This window comes from Streptococcus sp. 4094 (assembly GCF_013277125.1).
GTDB lineage: Bacteria > Bacillota > Bacilli > Lactobacillales > Streptococcaceae > Streptococcus.
Genome location: NZ_VMMI01000033.1, coordinates 44,295 through 61,780, shown reverse-complemented (window position 1 = coordinate 61,780; position 17,486 = coordinate 44,295). Strand labels below are relative to the sequence as shown.

Here is a 17,486-nt window from a genome sequence, read left to right as displayed (position 1 = left end):
CTCCTTGTTCCTTTCTATAATTTTCATATAAATCTTTAGAGGCTGTTTTCTATACTCTGCTTCACTTGATCAAACTCTTCATCTGATAGAGTAAATATCAAATCCTCTTCAGCATACCCGTTCTGTTCTTTAAAATAGTTGTCCGTATTCTCCGCCAACCCTAAACCGAAAATCACTTTTCTTGCAAACTCTTGATGTGCAAAACCGATAGCCGTAATGATTTGTTTATCTTGTACAAGAACTTTCGGTTGGAAATTCTCACGTGGCAGAAATTCAAAATAGTCAAAGAAGTTTTGCCAAATTCCACCTGTAAATTTCGTGTTGTTCAACAAGCCTGCTTTCGCCAATAAAAGGGGCGCTGAAGAAATGGCTGCAATTAGGATATCTTGCTCATCAAGACTTCTCAAAAACGAGATCAATTTCTCATCTTGTATAGCAGGACCTATATTTACCATTCCTGGCAAAATCACACAAGAATAATCTTCTATACGGATTTGATCCAATGTTTTCGTCGGTTGACAGGGCAAACCATCCTCAGAGACCACCATCGAATTCTCAGAAGCTACATAATCAATCGTGATATCAAAAGACAGAGCTAAAGTACTCGTTAAAGTAGTTATCTCATAAAGAGAAAAATTAGGATAAATGACACAAAGTACTTTTTTCATAAGCTACACCCTCTATTTTATCGAAAAACAGAGGCTGGGTTGCAACCTCTGGATTTCTTCCTATCATTACAACGTTCAAAAACAAAGTCGATTATACTTTGTTTTTGAACTAGTAAGGCGTTTAGGCAAGTCGCCATAGCGATTGCAGTCGAATGACAAACTCTTTAGCCATTTGTCATTCTTAACGAGTTAGGCTTAACTGAGTTTCGGCTAAAAACTTCGGAAAAAAGATAAGCCATCTTTTGTGCATCGCACAAGGCGATGGCTTCCTATTTTTCTTTCGTTTTCTTAACGCCTCAACATCTTACCGAATCGAGCACGCCCTAACCTCTTGGTGAAAAAGACAAATCTTTCTAGAAACTAAAGTTTCTGCGTCAGATTTCCTATTTTCACTGTGAGGTTTTAACGGGCTTTGCATCTTATTTTTCCGTAAACTCTCCGTCTACGACGTCATCGCCTGCGTTTCCTGTTGCTTGTGCGCCTTCTGCTCCTGCTTGAGCTTGTTGGGCTGCTGCGGCTTGTTCGTAGAGTTTAACAGCAAGGCCTTGAGCTTTTTCATTCAATGCTTCAAGTTTTGCTTTCATATCGTCCAAGTTGTTGTCTTCTTGAGCTTTCTTAAGGTCATCAAGGGCAGCTTGGGCAGCGTCACGTTCTGCGTCGAATCCTTTGCCTTCAGTTTCCTTGATTGTCTTTTCAGTCGCAAAGATCGCTTGGTCTACTTCGTTACGAAGGTCAACTTCTTCTTTACGTTTCTTATCTGCTTCAGCGTTTGCTTCTGCATCTTTCATCATGCGGTCGATTTCTTCGTCAGTCAAACCTGAGTTAGATTGGATAACAATAGTTTGTTCTTTTTGAGTTCCAAGGTCTTTGGCCTTAACAGACACGATACCGTTCTTGTCAATGTCAAATGTTACTTCAATTTGAGGAATTCCACGAGGTGCAGCTGGGATATCTGTCAATTGGAAGCGTCCAAGAGTCTTGTTATCTGCTGCCATTGGGCGTTCACCTTGAAGAACGTGGATATCAACGGCTGGTTGGTTGTCTGCTGCAGTTGAGAAGACTTGTGATTTAGATGTTGGGATTGTAGTGTTGCGATCGATAAGTTTTGTGAAGACACCACCCATTGTTTCGATACCAAGTGACAATGGTGTTACATCAAGAAGGACAACGTCTTTAACATCACCAGTAATGACACCACCTTGGATCGCAGCACCCATGGCAACAACTTCATCAGGGTTTACTGATTTGTTTGGTTCTTTACCAGTTTCAGCTTTAACTGCTTCTACAACGGCTGGGATACGAGTTGAACCACCAACAAGGATGACTTCGTCGATTTCTGACAAACTCAAACCTGCATCTGAAAGGGCTTGACGAACTGGAACTTTTGTACGTTCTACAAGGTCACGAGTCAAATCGTCAAATTTCGCACGAGTCAAGGTCATTTCCAAGTGAAGAGGTCCAGCTTCACCAGCAGTGATAAATGGCAAGCTGATTTGAGTTGAAGTTACACCAGAAAGGTCTTTCTTCGCTTTTTCAGCCGCATCTTTCAAACGTTGCATTGCCATCTTGTCAGTAGACAAGTCAATACCGTTTTCTTTCTTGAATTCTGCTACTAAGTGGTCGATGATTTTTTGGTCAAAGTCATCACCACCAAGTTTGTTGTCCCCTGCAGTTGACAATACATCGAAGACACCGTCACCCAATTCAAGGATAGAGACGTCAAATGTACCACCACCAAGGTCAAATACCAAGATTTTTTCTTCTTTGTCAGTCTTGTCCAAACCGTAAGCAAGGGCTGCTGCTGTTGGTTCGTTGACGATACGTTCTACTTCAAGACCAGCGATTTTACCAGCGTCTTTTGTTGCTTGACGTTGAGCATCGTTAAAGTAAGCTGGAACTGTGATAACTGCTTTGGTTACTTTTTCACCAAGGTAGTCTTCAGCGTAGCCTTTCAAGTATTGAAGAATCATAGCTGAGATTTCTTGTGGAGTGTATTCTTTTCCATTTGCAGAAACTTTTTCAGAAGTTCCCATCTTAGATTTGATAGAGATAACTGTATCTGGATTTGTAACTGCTTGACGTTTTGCAGCATCACCAACGATGATTTCGCCGTTTTTGAATGAGACTACAGATGGAGTTGTGCGGTTTCCTTCTGGGTTTGCGATGATTTTGCTTTCAGTTCCTTCAAGAACTGCAACTGCTGAGTTTGTTGTACCTAAGTCAATACCGATAATTTTAGACATGTGTTTTTCTCCTTAAATTTTATATTCGAATTTTGATTTTTTGATATTCCCCTTAAGTGGTGGGGACGTGAGCAACTCCCTACGGGATTTCATCACTTATTTTTGAGCCTATTGTCTCAAAAATCCCCTATTTCAGTAGCAAAAGCTACTGAAACTTTCACCACGGCGGGCAATATCTTCCTTGCAAGCCTCCGGCTTGCCTCTTATCTTTCTTCATAGTTTAGTGTCGTTTCGGACAAGTTTTTTCAAGCTATCTAGCCTAGTTATAAACAACCACCATTGCTGGGCGTAGGATGCGGTCATGGAGTTTGTAGCCTTTTTGGAAGACTTGGGCGATGGTATCTGCTGGGTGTTCATCGTCTGCTGGGAGAGTTTGGATGGCCATATGATAGTTATGGTCAAATTCGCCGTCAGCTGCGATTTCTTCGATTCCTTCTTCTTTCAAAGCGTGAATCAAGCTTTCTTGCACCATTTCCAAGCCCTTCTTCACATCATCTGTCAAACCTTCAACTGCGAGTGCACGTTCAAGGTTATCCAAAGAAGGGAGAATCGCTTTTGCCAAATCCTGGCTACGATAACGTTGCAAGTTTTGACGCTCTTCATTGGCACGGCGTTGAATGTTTTGCATTTCTGCATGAGCGCGAAGGTATTTATTTTCGAACTCATCTGCACGTTCATTTGCCAAGTCCAATTCAGACTTCTCAGGAGTTGTTTCTTCTACCGTTTCCACAACTTCCTCTTCTTGGACTTCTTCTACTTCTTCATTTTTTATATCTTGGGCCATTTTCGCCTCCTTTAATGATTTCAATCTTAATGTACTTCGTAATGATTACTGCTGAGGTAGCGGTAAAAATCTGTCAACTTCATGGTCAAAACACGGTTGACCACATTGACTTGGTTGATTAGCTGTTGGTAATCCAGATTAACAGGACCGATAATGGCTAGAATTCCAACTCCCCGATAAGGAATGAGGAACTTGCTACTAATCACCGCTAGGTCAGCTAGACAGGACTCTTGACTGTCTGCAACACGGACGTTTTGCATCTGATCCTCATGCAACCCCTCACGAATCTCCAGGGCCACCTTTTGCGGTTGGTCAAAGAATTGATAAGCTGCCAGATTAGCAAAATTCAAGAGATTAACCTTGCCCGCCACCACAATGTTTTCGTTGAACATTTCCTTAAAAATGTGTTCAAAGAGATCGATAACATTATCCGTCGTTGTGAAGTAACGCTGGATAATCTGAGGAATCTCCGTCCGAATCTTGTAGTGAATATCTAGAACGGTGTGGCCGAGGAAACGTTCCTGAATGATGCTCTTCAGTTTCAGCAAATCCTCCTGCAAAAAGTTCCTTGGAATCAGAAACTGACTGGTAACCGTTCGTGACTCGTCTAGGGTAAATACTGCCAAGGCTGTATGTTGCCCCAAAACAACGATATCAAAGGCTGTCAAACGTTGCCTGCTCGGCTCAACATCCAGTGATACTACCGTACAGCCACTCAAGTCTGTCAGCAGGTTAGCAGCCTCTTGCAGAATATCCTCCAATTTGAAGAATTCCTGATCAAAGGCTTTGACAATCTCATAAACCTCATTTTCAGCCAGTCGGTCAAAATCCAGTGAGTGTTTCACATAGTACTGAAAACCAGCAACACTTGGCATCCTACCACTTGATGTATGAGCCTTTTCAAGCAAACCTTGCTTTTCTAGAGCCGCCATGTCATTACGAATGGTTGCGCTGCTAGAGTTAATAGACTCTTGCAAGGCTTTGGATCCGACAGGTTCGTGCGTTTTGGTAAAGATGTCAATAATGAGATTTAAAATATCCTGCTGACGCCCTGTAACCACCTCATCACTCCTCTCTGTCTGATCAATTAGCACTCGATACACTTAAGTGCTAACTTATGATTCTATTATACACCCTTAGAAGAGAATGTCAAGATAAAAACTCAAAAATTAGCACTCTTTTATCAAGAGTGCTAAAAATCGGTCTGAAGACCTAGAAAATTACTGTTCATCTACTTGGTATTTCCTTTTAAGTCTTAAAAAACCATAGATTAGATAGGAAATCAAGAGAGCATATAAAAGAAAAATAACGAAGAAAGACATAGAAAGTTCTTCTTTAAATAAACTCATACAAACAACCAAACCACCTAAGAAAGTAGCTGTACAGGAACGAAGTCTAGATCGCATAACTTCCCACCTGAGATTCTTACTCATATAGACTTGATCCTCTGAAAGTATATCAGAAGCCGATTTACGAAGAATCGAACAAAAACCTGTTTCTATCAATTCCCAACCTCTATTTCTAAAATCTTGCAGTTCATGCTTATATTTTTTAAGAAACCTAGAATCATAGATACAGTAGATGACATCGTCTGGTTGACATTGGTCAAAATAGAACAAACCAAAACGACTAGTTCTATATCTCCAACCTTTCAAGTGCATCTCATGTAAATAATCTTCTTCCTTATCCAAATCAACAATGGTGAAAATTCGAAATTGTAGTTTATTTTTCATTATCTTACCCCAAAATTAGAAAACATGCCTGGTGTTATTTATTAGATAATTCTTTCCACTTTTGACTCAATCTGCAAAGAATATAAGAAATCTGAATCGCAAAAACTATTAATAAAACACCATCTATTATGAAAATTAAAAACAATGCCCAACTGAAAGAACTAACTCCACTGACAAACTTTGAAAAAATCGGTAGTAGAGCTAAAAAGAGAAGCAAAATAGGAAGCATCCGCCTCGTTAAAATCCGTTTGACCATAGCTAACTTCCCGGCCGCGTCATTATAAATTTCAAACTCGGCATCCGACTCAATTCCAGAACGAAGCTTTCTAAAGTAGGAAAACCCATTAAAGTCTGTAATATGCTCCCAGCCACAGTCTTTAAATAATTGTAAATAGGAGGCTCTATCTGATTTTTTCATAGGATAAAAGTCCAACTGATATGATACCTGCTCAGGCTGACACTTTTCAAAGGTATACTTAACTGCAACTACTAAGTTAGAATAGGTTACTTCTTTGAGTTTCCAGCCCTCAGCATGCATTTTTCTAAGATATAATGCCTCTCTATCATAATCCGCAATGGTAGCAATTCTATAAACAACCTTCTTTTCCATCATCTTTCCTCCAGACTGTTTCTATAGAGCCGTTCAATACGCTTCAATTCAATATCTAAGACTTTTCGTCCCAAGTCTGTAATCTGATAGATTTTCCGTTTTTCCTCTTCACGGACAAAGGAAATCAAACCATCCTTTTCCATTTTTGACAAGGTTCCATACATAGTCCCAGGACTAATCGAAACTTGAGAATCTGTCATCTCCTTGACCTTTTGCGTAATACTATAACCATGACCTTCCTTTTGCAGACAGAACAAGATATAAAAACCCGTTTCCGTCATCGGAAGATAAACTCGACGAATCTTATCCGTTAATTCCATTTGCATTCACCTCCTATTAAATTCGATATATCGCACTTCGTTATATAAAATATATCACACCTCGATATAAAATACAAGAAAAAAAGACCGCCCTCAGGCAATCTTTCTTCTATATTAGTATTAGTAAAGGTCTAAATAATTATCAATTTCCCATTGTGAAACGAAGGTTGCATAACTTGCCCATTCGATTCGCTTGGCTTCAAGGAAACTAGTATAGATATGTTCTCCCAGAGCTGCTCTGACAACTTCATCTTCAGTCAGAGCTTTCAAAGCGTTGTGAAGAGTTGATGGAAGGTCTGTAATACCAGCTTCCTTACGCTCTTCTGCTGTCATGATGTAGATATTTTCTTCGATAGGAGCTGGCGCTTCGATTTTATTTTCAATACCATGCAAACCAACTTCCAAAAGAACCGCCATAGCGATGTATGGGTTTGCCATCGGATCCACTGAACGCAACTCAAGACGAGTTCCCATACCACGTGAAGCAGGCACGCGCACAAGTGGCGAACGGTTACGACCAGCCCAAGCAATGTAAACAGGCGCTTCATAACCTGGAACCAAACGTTTGTATGAGTTAACCGTTGGATTCATGATGGCAGTATAGTTGTAGGCATGCTTAATCAATCCGCCAAGGAAATGGTAGGCCGTTTCTGACAACTGCATTCCTTTTGGATCATTTGGATCAAAGAAGGCGTTATTTCCTTCTGTATCAAACAAGGACATATTACAGTGCATACCTGATCCGGCAATACCAAATTTTGGTTTGGCCATAAAGGTTGCGTAAAGTCCGTGTTTGCGAGCAATGGTTTTAACAACAAGTTTAAAGATTTGAATCTTATCACAAGCACGGAGAACTTCATCGTACTTGAAGTCAATCTCATGTTGTCCAACCGCAACCTCGTGGTGACTCGCTTCTACTTCAAATCCCATTTTGGTCAAGACATTCACAATCTCACGACGTGTATTGTCCGCAAGGTCAGTAGGCGCCAAATCAAAGTAGCCACCCTTGTCATTCACTTCAAGTGTTGGATCTCCATTTTCATCCAACTTAAATAGGAAGAATTCTGGCTCTGGACCAAGGTTGAAGGATTTGAATCCTACTTCTTCCATGTGACGAAGAGCACGCTTCAAATTGCCACGAGGGTCACCTGCAAATGGTTCACCTTCTGTTGTATAGACATCACAGATCAAACCTGCAACACTTCCATTTTCATCTCCCCAAGGGAAGACTGTCCATGTATCCAAGTCTGGGTACAAGTACATATCTGACTCATTGATACGTACAAAACCTTCAATAGAAGATCCATCAAACATAGCCTTATTTGACAAGACCTTATCTAATTGTTCATCTGTAGCAGGAATTTCGACGTTTTTCATGGTTCCCAAAATATCTGAAAACATGAGACGAATAAAGGTAACATTTTTTTCCTCGACTTCACGACGAATATCTGCAGCTGTGATTGGCATGAGTTTTCTCCTTAATGTATGACTACTTGCGGTTGCCTAACCGCGACCAAAAGGTGACTGTACTGAAGCAAAGCGACCCTGTTGGAGGAGTTCATTGTGAAGTGCACGGCGCACCTCAGTCTGACTCACCGCTTTCTTGGATTTCGCTTCACGTTCAGCATATTTTTTCTTAATGGCAGCGATATTATAACCTTCAGAGATATAATCTTTGATTTCAAGCAGACGATCCATGTCATTCAAGGAATACATGCGACGGTTCCCTTCGTTTCGATCAGGCTTAATCAACTCTTGATCTTCATAATAACGAATCTGACGCGCCGATAGATCGGTCAACTTCATAACACTGCCGATAGGAAAAACAGCCATATTTCGGCGAAATTCTTTTTCCTTCATTTACAATTTCCTTCTTTCTGTCTATTATAGTCTAAAAAAAGACAAACGTCAATTGATAATGTTATAAAATATAACATTATTTTTCTTTTTTCTCTAAAAAGAGTCGAATACGATCAATATCGTAATTTACGAGAATTGCGACAAAAACTCCCATGAACGTTTCTGATACACGCGCAAATACGTACAAAATTGTCTCTCCACTCGGAATCGATAGGGTAATGATTAACATAGCCGCTACACCACCAATAACCCCTGCTTTGTTATTCATGGCTACATTTGTCATAATGGTTAACATGGTGCAGATTGGAACAACTACCAAGGTCACCCAAAAGGCTTCGTGGAAAAAACTATTTATTAGGAAGAAAACCAAGGCATAGAGGCCACCGATACTATTTCCTAGAATACGCGAAGTCCCAAAATGGACACTCTTATCAAAACTCTCCCTCAGGCTAAAAACGGCTGTCAAAGCACCGATTTGAAGACCTTTCCAGCCAAAAAAGCCAAAAATCAAGAGAACTAGAAAAACAGCAATACCTGTTTTAAAGGTTCGCATACCAAGTTTAAACTGGGATTTATCGAATTTATATTTTTTAAAATAACTCATAATCTCAACTTTCTATTTCCATTTTATCATAAATCGGTGATTTTTATGAGTAATAGTTGAGAGGAAGCGTTTTTATTTTAAGCAAAAGAAAAGAGGAACTTTCATCCCTCTCTTCTTTGATTCATTTAGTTAATCTTATTTTTCTGTCAAGGCTGCAAGTCCTGGAAGCACTTTATACTCAATGAAAATCAAAGAGCAAACTAGGAAACTAGCCGCAGGCTGTACTTGAGTACGACAAGGCGACGTTGACGTGGTTTGAAGAGATTTTCGAAGAGTATTACCTTCAAGAAGCTCCATTGATGCCCCACCACCGCGTCACAAATACCTCCACTAACACAAAAAGGTGACATAGCCACCTTTTTGTTAACGTTTCAGTTTTGTTCCTTTTTCTACAAAATCAGGATTTTGTAGAGACTAACGGGCTGAAATTATTTTTCTGTAAGTGCAGCCAAACCTGGCAATACTTTACCTTCGAGAAGTTCCATTGAAGCACCTCCGCCCGTAGAGATCCATGAGAACTTGTCTGCACGACCAAGGTTGATCGCTGCGGCAGCTGAGTCACCACCACCGATGATTGATTTAACGCCTGGTTGTTTCACGATAGCGTCCATCACACCGATTGTTCCAGCTTGGAAGTCTGGGTTTTCAAATACACCCATAGGTCCGTTCCATACAACTGTTTTGGCACCAGTCAAAGCTTCGTCAAATTTAGCGATAGATTTTGGACCAATGTCAAGACCAAGGAAGCCTTCAGAAACTGCTTCACCTTCAGTGTCACGCACTTCAGTGTAGCCAGCAAATGCGTTAGCTTCTTTTGAGTCAACTGGCAAGATCAATTTACCATTTGCTTTTTCAAGAAGAGCTTTCGCAACATCCAATTTGTCTTCTTCTACAAGTGAGTTACCGATTTCGATACCTTGTGCTTTGTAGAATGTGTAAGTCATACCACCACCGATAAGGACTTTATCAGCTTTTTCAAGCAAGTTTTCGATAACACCGATCTTGTCTGAAACTTTTGAACCACCAAGAATGGCTACGAATGGACGTTCTGGAGTTTCAACTGCTTCTTGGATGTAGGCAATTTCGTTTTCAAGAAGGAAACCAGCAACTGCTTTTTCAACGTTTGCTGAGATACCAACGTTAGATGCGTGTGCACGATGAGCTGTACCGAATGCATCGTTTACGAAGATACCATCTCCAAGTGATGCCCAGTATTTACCAAGTTCAGGATCGTTTTTAGATTCTTTCTTGCCTTCAACATCTTCGTAACGAGTGTTTTCAACCAAAAGAACTTGTCCATCTTCAAGAGCGTTGATAGCTGCTTCCAATTCAGCACCACGAGTAACACCTGGGAACACAACATCTTGACCAAGTTTTGCTGCCAAGTCTGCTGCTACAGGAGCAAGTGATTTACCAGCTTTATCAGCTTCTTCTTTCACACGTCCAAGGTGAGAGAAAAGAATTGCACGTCCACCTTGTTCGATGATGTACTTAATAGTTGGAAGAGCTGCTGTGATACGGTTGTCGTTAGTGATTACGCCATCTTTCAATGGTACGTTGAAGTCAACACGAACGAGGACTTTTTTACCTTTCAAGTCAACGTCTTTAACAGTAAGTTTTGCCATGTTACAAAAACCCCTTTATTTATTTTATTCGAAACTATTATATCACACTTTGGAAATATAAGGAAAGATTTCACAAGATTTTTCGATATTTAATCTTTGTGACATGCTAGAGTATATTATTTTTGCTTTTTCTCACGAATTTTCTTTCTAAAATCTTAGCTTAACACTTGTTAGATTTACTTTTATCCTTTAAAATAGAATAGGAGATATTCCGCGATTATTTTTCGGAGGAAAAAGAAATGTCCATTAATTGGCAGGAAATTTTATTTCACTTTTTAGGTGGTCTGGGACTATTCTTATATAGTATCAAGACCATGGGAGACGGTTTGCAACAAGCTGCTGGAGATCGCCTTCGTTTTTACATTGACAAATATACTAGTAATCCTTTCTTTGGAGTTCTGGTTGGTATTGGGATGACTGCTCTCATTCAGTCTAGTTCTGGTGTAACAGTCATTACAGTCGGCCTGGTCAGTGCCGGTCTCCTAACCTTACGTCAGGCTATCGGGATTGTCATGGGGGCTAATATTGGGACAACTGTCACATCCTTTCTTATTGGATTTAAACTAGGTGACTATGCCCTGCCTATGCTCTTTATCGGTGCTGTCTGCCTCTTCTTTACAAAAAATCGAACAGTCAATAATATCGGACGCATCCTCTTTGGTGTCGGTGGTATCTTTTTTGCCCTCAATCTCATGAGCGGTGCAATGGCTCCACTCAAAGATTTACAGGTCTTTAAAGACTATATGATTGAGCTAAGTAAGAATCCTGTTTTGGGTGTCTTTGTCGGTACCGGCTTGACCTTACTGATTCAAGCTTCCTCGGCTACCATCGGGATTTTACAAAACCTCTACGCCAGCAATCTCATTGACCTGCAAGGAGCTTTGCCAGTTCTATTTGGTGACAATATCGGGACGACCATTACAGCTATTATTGCTTCTCTTGGAGCCAATATCGCCGCCAAACGTGTTGCTGGTGCCCATGTCGCCTTTAACGTGATTGGTACGGTTATCTGTATTGTCTTCCTTGTACCTTTCACTGGCTTGATTCATTGGTTTGAATCTACGCTAAATCTAGCACCGGAAATGACCATCGCCTTTGCTCACGGAACCTTTAATATTACCAATACCATTGTCCAATTTCCATTTATCGGAGCTTTGGCTTACTTTGTAACCAAGATTATTCCTGGAGAGGACGAGGTTGTCAAATACGAACCCTTATATCTTGATGAACACTTCATCAAACAAGCCCCATCTATCGCTCTCGGAAATGCTAAGAAAGAGCTCTTGCACTTAGGAAACTACGCTGCCAAAGCCTTTGACCTTTCCTATAAGTATATCATTGACTTGGATGAAAAAGTTGCTGAAAAAGGGCATAAAACCGAAGAAGCAATTAACACCATCGATGAGCAATTAACACGTTATCTCATTGCCCTTTCAAGCGAAGCTCTCAGCCAAAAAGAAAGTGAAGTGCTCACCAATATCCTTGATTCCTCCCGTGATTTGGAACGGATTGGAGACCACGCGGAGGCTCTACTCAATCTGACTGACTATCTTCAACGGAAAAATGTTGAATTTTCTGATGCCGCCTTGAAAGAATTAGAGGAAGTTTACCGTCAAACTAGTGACTTTATCAAAGATGCTCTGGATAGTGTGGAAAACAATGATATTGAAAAAGCACGCAGTCTTGTAGAACGCCATGAAGCAATCAATAAGATAGAACGTGTTCTCAGAAAAACTCACATCAAACGCCTCAACAAAGGCGAATGTTCAACACAAGCCGGGGTAAACTTTATCGATATCATCTCACACTACACTCGTGTATCAGACCACGCTATGAACCTTGCTGAAAAGGTTTTTGCAGAACAAATCTAAGAACCAAAAAGCTATCCTGAATGGGATGGCTTTTTGCTTTTCCTAAGCAAGACTAGGCTGAATGAAACTGAAAGAGTATTCTGCAGATATAGTGGATTAAGTTAAAAAAGTATAGTGTATTGAATCTATAACAGTACACCTTGACTGCTAAAATATTTCTATAAATTGATTTGGCTTTCCGAATTTAATTTGTTCAGATTTTATTTCATTTCAATATACTGATAAATCCATTCACTAGCACAGGGCAAGAGGGAGTCGCTATTGATTTCAAGGGTAGCAGGTACACACAGAGGACTCCTACATCAGATATACTGCAATATCCATCGTATGTAAAAAAACCTCTGAGATTCTTCTCAAAGGTTCTGATTTTGCTAATTGCTGTTCTCGACTGCTGCAGTAATAAAGGCAGTGTAGAGTTCTTCTGGTCGATTTGGACGGCTTGACAGTTCAGGGTGATACTGACACGCTACAAAGAATTTATTTTCTGGAATTTCCACGATTTCGACTAAACGATTATCTGGAGAAACTCCTGAGAAGACAAAGCCTGCTGCCTCAAACTGCTCACGGAAGGCGTTGTTAAACTCATAGCGGTGACGGTGACGGCGTTGCACCACTTCTTGATTGTGATAAGCAGCTGCTGCCTTAGAGCCACGTTTTAGTTTAGACGGATAAAGTCCCAAGCGAAGGGTTCCTCCCATATCCTCAACATCAATCTGATCACGCATGATATCAATGATAGGGTATTTTGTTTCTGGTGCAAGCTCTGCAGAATTGGCACCTTCAAGACCTAAAACGTGACGAGCAAATTCAATACAAGTTAACTGCATTCCCAAGCAGACACCTAACATTGGAACATCATTTTCACGCGCATAGCGAATGGCTTGGATTTTCCCTTCCGTACCACGTTGACCAAAACCACCTGGTACGATGATTCCATCCGCATCAGACAAAAGCTCTGCCACATTCTCTGCTGTCACATCATTGGCATTGACCCAATTGATTTTAACTTCTGCATCGTTGGCATAACCAGAGTGTTTCAAGGCTTCGACCACTGAGATGTAGGCATCTTGCAACTCCACATACTTACCAACAAGGGAAATTTTGACTTGTTTCTTGAGGTTCATGACCTTATCCACCATGGCTGACCATTCTGTCATATCTGCTACTGGTGCGTCTAATTTCAAATGGTCACAAACAATTTGGTCCATCCCTTGTGCCTGCAAGTTCAGTGGAATTTGGTAAAGGTGTTCAACATCCAACGATTCGATAACGGCTTCTGGTGCCACATCACAGAACTGGGCCAGTTTGTTTTTAATTCCTTGACCAGCTGGCTCTTCTGTACGAATAACCAACATATTTGGTTGGATTCCCAATCCACGCAATTCTTTTACAGAGTGCTGAGTTGGTTTGGTCTTCATTTCACCAGCAGCCTTGAGGTAAGGAAGCAAGGTTGTATGGATGTACATAACATTATCCGCCCCCACATCTGCCTTCATCTGACGAAGGGCCTCTAAGAATGGCAAGGACTCGATATCTCCTACTGTTCCACCAACCTCTGTAATAATGACATCAGAGTCGGTCGTTAGAGCGGCACGCTTAATTTTTTCTTTCAAGGCATCTGTAATATGAGGAATAACCTGAACAGTTGCCCCAAGGTATTCTCCACGGCGTTCTTTACGAAGAACTTCACTGTAAATTTTACCAGTTGTCACGTTGGAATATTTGTTAAGATTGATATCGATGAAACGTTCATAGTGCCCCAAGTCCAAATCTGTCTCAGCTCCGTCATCTGTCACAAAAACTTCCCCGTGCTGGTAAGGACTCATAGTTCCCGGATCTATATTGATATAAGGGTCAAACTTTTGAATGGTTACTTTGAGACCACGATTTTTCAAGAGACGGCCTAGACTCGCTGCCACAATCCCTTTCCCAATAGACGATACGACACCACCAGTTACAAAAATATATTTCGTAGACATAGATTCCTCTTTCTAAAATGCTCAAGACCTTGTTAACTACGAGGGGACATAGAAAACAAGACCCTACTAATAAGAATAATCTGGGACGACTGCACCAGATTCACAACTAAAATACAAGAAGATAACTTCTTGAAAAAACAAAAATAGCTCCCTAAGAACTAGGGAGCCCCGACCTCTAAAAGAGGTGCCCGAACAATATGATACCTAAAAATAGGATAATTGTCAATAGCTAACTTTTATTCCTCGATGTTTTCAGCATCATCATCTGAAAACTCGTCGTCGTCTTCGTTGAGATCCACGTCTTCACCCAAGTCATCAGGAGCGATTTCGTTGATTTCTGCATCGTAAGCTTCCACTTCGTTTTTCTCATCATCTGGATTTTCATCATCGTATGAAAGAGCTGGATCTGCTTCATATGCATCTTCGTCTTCTGGATCATCTGCATTGTAGTCAATAGCATCTGAATCACCATCCATGAAGGCATTGACACGTTTTTTCTTAGCTTTTGGTGCTACTTCATCGTCGTCACTTTCTTCAAGAGCGATAATTTCTTCGTCGATTTCGTCCACACCATACCATGAACGAAGACCCCATTTGTTGTCCCCAAGAGAGATGAAGCTACCGTCAAAGTTCAACTCTGTGTAGAACAAAGGCAAAGCTTCGCGGATATCGCTGTTTGATGTTCCAAGGTAGTTTTGAATTTCGTTTACAAGATCGCTAAAATGCATCTCGTGATCGCGACCACGAAGTTCCAAGATAGCACGCGCTACCTCAATCATAGATAGTTCACTTTTTTCTTGCCCAGCAAATACTTCTAATTCCAAAGCGTTTCTCCTCATTTATACTACTATCGCCAGAGTAAACAGACTCTGACCTCATTTTATCATTTACTCTTTATTTTACGATAATTTTGCAGAATAGTCAAAGATTAAGGGGGAGAAAGTGGCAGGATTAGACTAATTTCAATATAAAACTCATTCCTTTTTCTGTTGTTCCATCTTCCACAAATCCAAGCGACTTGAAACACCTCCTAGAAGCATGATTGTAGGTGTAGATTTCCTTGACTCTCAATTCTTTCCATCCTTTTACTCGAGCCAATTCAATCAAAGCACTCAGAATCTTTTTTCCAAGTCCTCGATGTTGGTAAGCGGAATTCCCAATCACAATGGGGAGATTATCCTGAGTTAGTGTAACATCCCCAATTGGAAACCATTCTCCCTTCTCCTTGACTTCAATCCAAAAAAGTTCACCATGCTGATCCAAATAGGAATACATGGCTTCCAAAGTTTCTTGACTGTAAGGAAGCTTCACCCCATCTACGAGGTAAACCAAGTCCACATTCTGATACCAAGCAAAAGCTTCCTCACAATGATTGACCTTACAATAAGGAACAAGACGTAGTGAATTATCTATTTGTAAAATCCGTTTCATCTGCTTTCCTTTTCAACAAAAGAGTTGCTGCTTGATTAAAACCATCACACCAGTTATACCATTTTGCTTCATACTCATCTTGAGCTAAGATATGATTTTTTAAATCCAGAACAGAGTAAATTTTTCTTTCTTCGCAGGCTTGCGCATAGAGATGATATAGTTCATCACCACCATCTCTATCCCACTCAGCAGAAATCGTATTCCTACCTGCCAATAAAGCCTGATAAGCCCTGTGATGCCCATCTGTAATCAACAAGCAATCTCCAAAGGCAAGAATACTGATTGGATCGACTTGGATTGTTTCTGCCGACTGGTAAAGCATCTGAATATTTTGCAACGTCTTTTCTGATAAGTATAGTTGAGTCGGATGAAGATCTGCTATATTGACTTTCATTTCTTTCTCCTCAAGGGAATTTGATACTCACTTCTGCTTGCCTTTAAATCGCCATTGGAAGCGTAGCTTGTCATAGAAGGGAAATTCGATAAACAAGACTCCCAAGCCCACACAGAGACTGGCAAGGACATCTGATGGATAATGAACTCCCAGATAGACCCTTGATACCAGCACACTGACTAGGTAGAGACCTAGCACAATTTGCATGATTTTTCTCCAGACCGGATTTTTCATCCGTTGACTGAGAATGACAATCAGAGAGCCGACCATCAAGGTTACAGCCAGAGAATGACCACTTGGGAAGGAAAATCCCTTCTCCTCAACCAAGTGTAAAATAGCTGGTCGTGGGCGCTGGTAGATGTTTTTAAAAGTCACGATTAAAAGTCCTGCTAAAGCCAGATTTCCCAGCATGAAGAAACTTTCTATCTTCCATCGCTTACGATAAAAGATAAAGGCTACGATGGCAACCCAAGTGATAATCACTGGAATATCAATCAAGCGTGTGATGGCTCGGAAAAGAATAGTCAAGTAATCTGGTAAGTCTCCTCGAATGGCAGTCTGAATCGATTGATCAAAACCGACCAGCGTTTCAGGGTAAAATTTGACCATGTAGCCAAGAATAACGAAAAGTAAAAGGGCAAAACTGCCCTTCATTAAAAATGTTTGTTTATCTCTCATAATGTTTTAAGGTTGGTTTCAAGAGAACATACAACAACCAGAATGAAACGGAAAAGATTACACCCTCAATCAAGTTAAAAGGTAATACCATGGTCATTAGGTAGTTGGAAAGTCCCAAAATTTTTCCAATATCAAAGTTAGCAAACTTAGCGTACAAAGGAACAGCATAAACATAGTTGAGAACCAGCATAGCCACGGTTAAACCAATAGTCCCAGCTAGAGATCCTAGTAGGAAACGAAGGGTTGTCCGTTCCTTTTTCCAAATCAAAGCAAATACGATGACAAAAACTCCCAAAGCTACGATATTCATTGGCAAACCAATGTAAGTATTCACTCCCTGGCTGTTAAGAAGCAACTTCAAGAGTGAGCGAAGCAAGAGAACTCCTAGAGCAGCAGGCAAATCCATGACCACCAAGCCCACAAGGACTGGCAAGATACTAAATTCGATCTTGAGGAAGGATGCCGCTGGCAAAAGCGGAAAGTCAAAGTACATCAGCACAAATGAGATGGCTGATAGAATTGCAATGGTCGAAAGTCGACGTGTGTTTGTCATAACAGGTTCCTCCAATTTTCTATAAAATCAGAAGAAGTTAGAAAGGATTCCTCTATCTATTCTCACTTTTTATATCCCAAAAGTTCCCTCTCACTCTATTAAAGAAAACAAAAGCAAGCGGTTACAATCTAGC

At 40.6% G+C, this 17,486-nt stretch carries 19 protein-coding genes; 1 reads left to right on the top strand and 18 read right to left on the bottom strand.

Annotated elements, in window-relative coordinates; translation table 11 throughout:
• Window positions 1–35 precede the first annotated feature (35 nt).
• The 12 genes from HT721_RS07630 to HT721_RS07575 all read right to left on the bottom strand — a co-directional run bounded on the left by HT721_RS07630 (window position 36) and on the right by HT721_RS07575 (window position 10,447).
• The gene (locus HT721_RS07630; RefSeq protein WP_173214340.1) at window positions 36–668 is read right to left on the bottom strand and encodes a DJ-1/PfpI family protein; all 633 of its coding nucleotides are present in this window, start codon (window positions 666–668) and stop codon (window positions 36–38) included.
• Window positions 669–1,087: 419 nt separating this feature from the next.
• Complete coding sequence (gene dnaK / locus HT721_RS07625) at window positions 1,088–2,911, bottom strand: molecular chaperone DnaK (RefSeq protein WP_000034661.1); 1,824 nt, start codon at window positions 2,909–2,911, stop codon at window positions 1,088–1,090.
• A 259-nt stretch (window positions 2,912–3,170) separates the two neighbouring features.
• A complete protein-coding gene (grpE, locus tag HT721_RS07620) occupies window positions 3,171–3,695 on the bottom strand; it encodes a nucleotide exchange factor GrpE (protein WP_000046038.1) in 525 nt (174 codons plus the stop codon).
• Between the two features lie 26 nt (window positions 3,696–3,721).
• Window positions 3,722–4,756 carry a heat-inducible transcriptional repressor HrcA gene (hrcA, locus tag HT721_RS07615; RefSeq protein WP_173214435.1) on the bottom strand — a complete coding sequence of 345 codons (1,035 nt, stop codon included), beginning with the start codon at window positions 4,754–4,756 and terminating at the stop codon, window positions 3,722–3,724.
• A gap of 159 nt (window positions 4,757–4,915) precedes the next feature.
• Window positions 4,916–5,428, bottom strand: coding sequence for a DUF2812 domain-containing protein (locus HT721_RS07610; protein ID WP_173214339.1), 513 nt, complete (start codon window positions 5,426–5,428; stop codon window positions 4,916–4,918).
• Between the two features lie 34 nt (window positions 5,429–5,462).
• Entirely contained in the window at window positions 5,463–6,038 is a 576-nt protein-coding gene (locus tag HT721_RS11395; RefSeq protein ID WP_173214433.1) for a DUF2812 domain-containing protein, read from the bottom strand.
• Window positions 6,038–6,358 (bottom strand): PadR family transcriptional regulator, encoded by a 321-nt coding sequence (locus HT721_RS07600; protein WP_049510185.1) that lies wholly within the window; start codon window positions 6,356–6,358, stop codon window positions 6,038–6,040. Before HT721_RS07600 ends, HT721_RS11395 begins: the two co-directional genes overlap by 1 nt.
• Window positions 6,359–6,478: 120 nt before the next feature.
• Window positions 6,479–7,825, bottom strand: coding sequence for a type I glutamate--ammonia ligase (gene glnA, locus HT721_RS07595; protein WP_173214338.1), 1,347 nt, complete (start codon window positions 7,823–7,825; stop codon window positions 6,479–6,481).
• A gap of 36 nt (window positions 7,826–7,861) precedes the next feature.
• Complete coding sequence (gene glnR, locus HT721_RS07590) at window positions 7,862–8,218, bottom strand: transcriptional repressor GlnR (RefSeq protein WP_000659547.1); 357 nt, start codon at window positions 8,216–8,218, stop codon at window positions 7,862–7,864.
• 76 nt (window positions 8,219–8,294) lie between these two features.
• Window positions 8,295–8,822: an aromatic acid exporter family protein gene (locus HT721_RS07585; RefSeq protein ID WP_000119914.1), complete on the bottom strand. Its 528-nt coding sequence runs from the start codon at window positions 8,820–8,822 to the stop codon at window positions 8,295–8,297.
• A 135-nt stretch (window positions 8,823–8,957) separates the two neighbouring features.
• The gene (locus HT721_RS07580; RefSeq protein ID WP_173229513.1) at window positions 8,958–9,119 is read right to left on the bottom strand and encodes a hypothetical protein; all 162 of its coding nucleotides are present in this window, start codon (window positions 9,117–9,119) and stop codon (window positions 8,958–8,960) included.
• Window positions 9,120–9,250: 131 nt separating this feature from the next.
• Window positions 9,251–10,447, bottom strand: coding sequence for a phosphoglycerate kinase (locus HT721_RS07575; protein ID WP_173214337.1), 1,197 nt, complete (start codon window positions 10,445–10,447; stop codon window positions 9,251–9,253).
• 239 nt (window positions 10,448–10,686) lie between these two features.
• Here HT721_RS07575 and HT721_RS07570 point away from each other — a divergent pair, with 239 nt between their 5' ends.
• Window positions 10,687–12,318, top strand: coding sequence for a Na/Pi cotransporter family protein (locus HT721_RS07570; RefSeq protein WP_173229511.1), 1,632 nt, complete (start codon window positions 10,687–10,689; stop codon window positions 12,316–12,318).
• A gap of 371 nt (window positions 12,319–12,689) precedes the next feature.
• Here the strand turns inward: HT721_RS07570 and HT721_RS07565 are convergent, their stop codons facing one another.
• From HT721_RS07565 to HT721_RS07540, 6 genes are all read right to left on the bottom strand, one after another.
• A complete protein-coding gene (locus tag HT721_RS07565; RefSeq protein ID WP_061438751.1) occupies window positions 12,690–14,297 on the bottom strand; it encodes a CTP synthase in 1,608 nt (535 codons plus the stop codon).
• 236 nt (window positions 14,298–14,533) lie between these two features.
• Complete coding sequence (rpoE, locus tag HT721_RS07560) at window positions 14,534–15,121, bottom strand: DNA-directed RNA polymerase subunit delta (protein WP_173214332.1); 588 nt, start codon at window positions 15,119–15,121, stop codon at window positions 14,534–14,536.
• Window positions 15,122–15,248: 127 nt separating this feature from the next.
• The gene (locus HT721_RS07555) at window positions 15,249–15,728 is read right to left on the bottom strand and encodes a GNAT family N-acetyltransferase (RefSeq protein WP_173214330.1); all 480 of its coding nucleotides are present in this window, start codon (window positions 15,726–15,728) and stop codon (window positions 15,249–15,251) included.
• On the bottom strand, window positions 15,703–16,122 hold the full coding sequence (locus HT721_RS07550) for a chromosome partitioning protein ParB (protein WP_173214328.1): 420 nt from the start codon (window positions 16,120–16,122) through the stop codon (window positions 15,703–15,705). The genes HT721_RS07555 and HT721_RS07550 overlap by 26 nt, the downstream gene beginning before the upstream one ends.
• Before the next feature lie 27 nt (window positions 16,123–16,149).
• Window positions 16,150–16,800 (bottom strand): phosphatase PAP2 family protein, encoded by a 651-nt coding sequence (locus tag HT721_RS07545; protein ID WP_138704046.1) that lies wholly within the window; start codon window positions 16,798–16,800, stop codon window positions 16,150–16,152.
• A complete protein-coding gene (locus HT721_RS07540; RefSeq protein ID WP_000185834.1) occupies window positions 16,790–17,353 on the bottom strand; it encodes an ECF transporter S component in 564 nt (187 codons plus the stop codon). Before HT721_RS07540 ends, HT721_RS07545 begins: the two co-directional genes overlap by 11 nt.
• Window positions 17,354–17,486: the final 133 nt, after the last annotated feature.

Coding starts and splice junctions, on each gene's coding strand:
- HT721_RS07630 (WP_173214340.1), bottom strand. CDS start 668: ATGAAAAAAGTACTTTGTGTCATTTATCCTAATTTTTCTCTTTATGAG.
- dnaK (WP_000034661.1), bottom strand. CDS start 2,911: ATGTCTAAAATTATCGGTATTGACTTAGGTACAACAAACTCAGCAGTT.
- grpE (WP_000046038.1), bottom strand. CDS start 3,695: ATGGCCCAAGATATAAAAAATGAAGAAGTAGAAGAAGTCCAAGAAGAG.
- HT721_RS07610 (WP_173214339.1), bottom strand. CDS start 5,428: ATGAAAAATAAACTACAATTTCGAATTTTCACCATTGTTGATTTGGAT.
- HT721_RS11395 (WP_173214433.1), bottom strand. CDS start 6,038: ATGGAAAAGAAGGTTGTTTATAGAATTGCTACCATTGCGGATTATGAT.
- HT721_RS07600 (WP_049510185.1), bottom strand. CDS start 6,358: ATGGAATTAACGGATAAGATTCGTCGAGTTTATCTTCCGATGACGGAA.
- glnA (WP_173214338.1), bottom strand. CDS start 7,825: ATGCCAATCACAGCTGCAGATATTCGTCGTGAAGTCGAGGAAAAAAAT.
- glnR (WP_000659547.1), bottom strand. CDS start 8,218: ATGAAGGAAAAAGAATTTCGCCGAAATATGGCTGTTTTTCCTATCGGC.
- HT721_RS07585 (WP_000119914.1), bottom strand. CDS start 8,822: ATGAGTTATTTTAAAAAATATAAATTCGATAAATCCCAGTTTAAACTT.
- HT721_RS07580 (WP_173229513.1), bottom strand. CDS start 9,119: ATGGAGCTTCTTGAAGGTAATACTCTTCGAAAATCTCTTCAAACCACG.
- HT721_RS07575 (WP_173214337.1), bottom strand. CDS start 10,447: ATGGCAAAACTTACTGTTAAAGACGTTGACTTGAAAGGTAAAAAAGTC.
- HT721_RS07570 (WP_173229511.1), top strand. CDS start 10,687: ATGTCCATTAATTGGCAGGAAATTTTATTTCACTTTTTAGGTGGTCTG.
- HT721_RS07565 (WP_061438751.1), bottom strand. CDS start 14,297: ATGTCTACGAAATATATTTTTGTAACTGGTGGTGTCGTATCGTCTATT.
- HT721_RS07555 (WP_173214330.1), bottom strand. CDS start 15,728: ATGAAACGGATTTTACAAATAGATAATTCACTACGTCTTGTTCCTTAT.
- HT721_RS07550 (WP_173214328.1), bottom strand. CDS start 16,122: ATGAAAGTCAATATAGCAGATCTTCATCCGACTCAACTATACTTATCA.
- HT721_RS07545 (WP_138704046.1), bottom strand. CDS start 16,800: ATGAGAGATAAACAAACATTTTTAATGAAGGGCAGTTTTGCCCTTTTA.
- HT721_RS07540 (WP_000185834.1), bottom strand. CDS start 17,353: ATGACAAACACACGTCGACTTTCGACCATTGCAATTCTATCAGCCATC.